The organism is Phormidesmis priestleyi BC1401 (assembly GCF_001650195.1).
Taxonomy (GTDB): domain Bacteria; phylum Cyanobacteriota; class Cyanobacteriia; order Leptolyngbyales; family Leptolyngbyaceae; genus Phormidesmis_A; species Phormidesmis_A priestleyi_B.
In genome coordinates this window covers 1-419 of the sequence record NZ_LXYR01000201.1, presented here as the reverse complement: position 1 = coordinate 419, position 419 = coordinate 1, and the positions used below count along the sequence as shown (strand labels likewise).

1 pseudogene is annotated in these 419 nt (G+C 49.6%); it reads left to right on the top strand.

Going from position 1 to position 419, the window contains the following annotated elements:
• A pseudogene (locus A8707_RS29410) lies at positions 1-395 on the top strand (ISKra4 family transposase); the annotation flags it as partial.
• Positions 396-419 lie beyond the last annotated feature (24 nt).

The window sequence follows — 419 nt, the reverse complement described above, 5'->3', positions numbered from 1 at the left end:
AGCAACGGCACTGGCTTCAGGAGAGTTGTCATCATCTCAAACATGACCCAGGGGCAGCCACTCACCTCTATCAACAGATGCTGGAGTTATCTCAATCCTTAGAACACCCGAAGTCGATTCAGGAGAACTTGGCAGCGGCAGTGACTTATTTCCAAAATCATCACCATCAGATGGACTATGCCCTTTATCGCAGCAGACACTATCCGATTGGGTCTGGGGTGACGGAAGCTGCCTGCAAGACAGTGATCAAGCAACGCTTATGTGGTTCTGGGATGCGTTGGAAGGAGAAAGGAGCCGCCGCGATTCTGAGTTTGAGAGCATTGGTCTTGACCTCAACGCGTTGGGATCAATTCTGGAACAAACTGAATCAATACGGCTTTTCCGTTGCCCTCTAATAGTATCAAATAGAGGTCGCACCC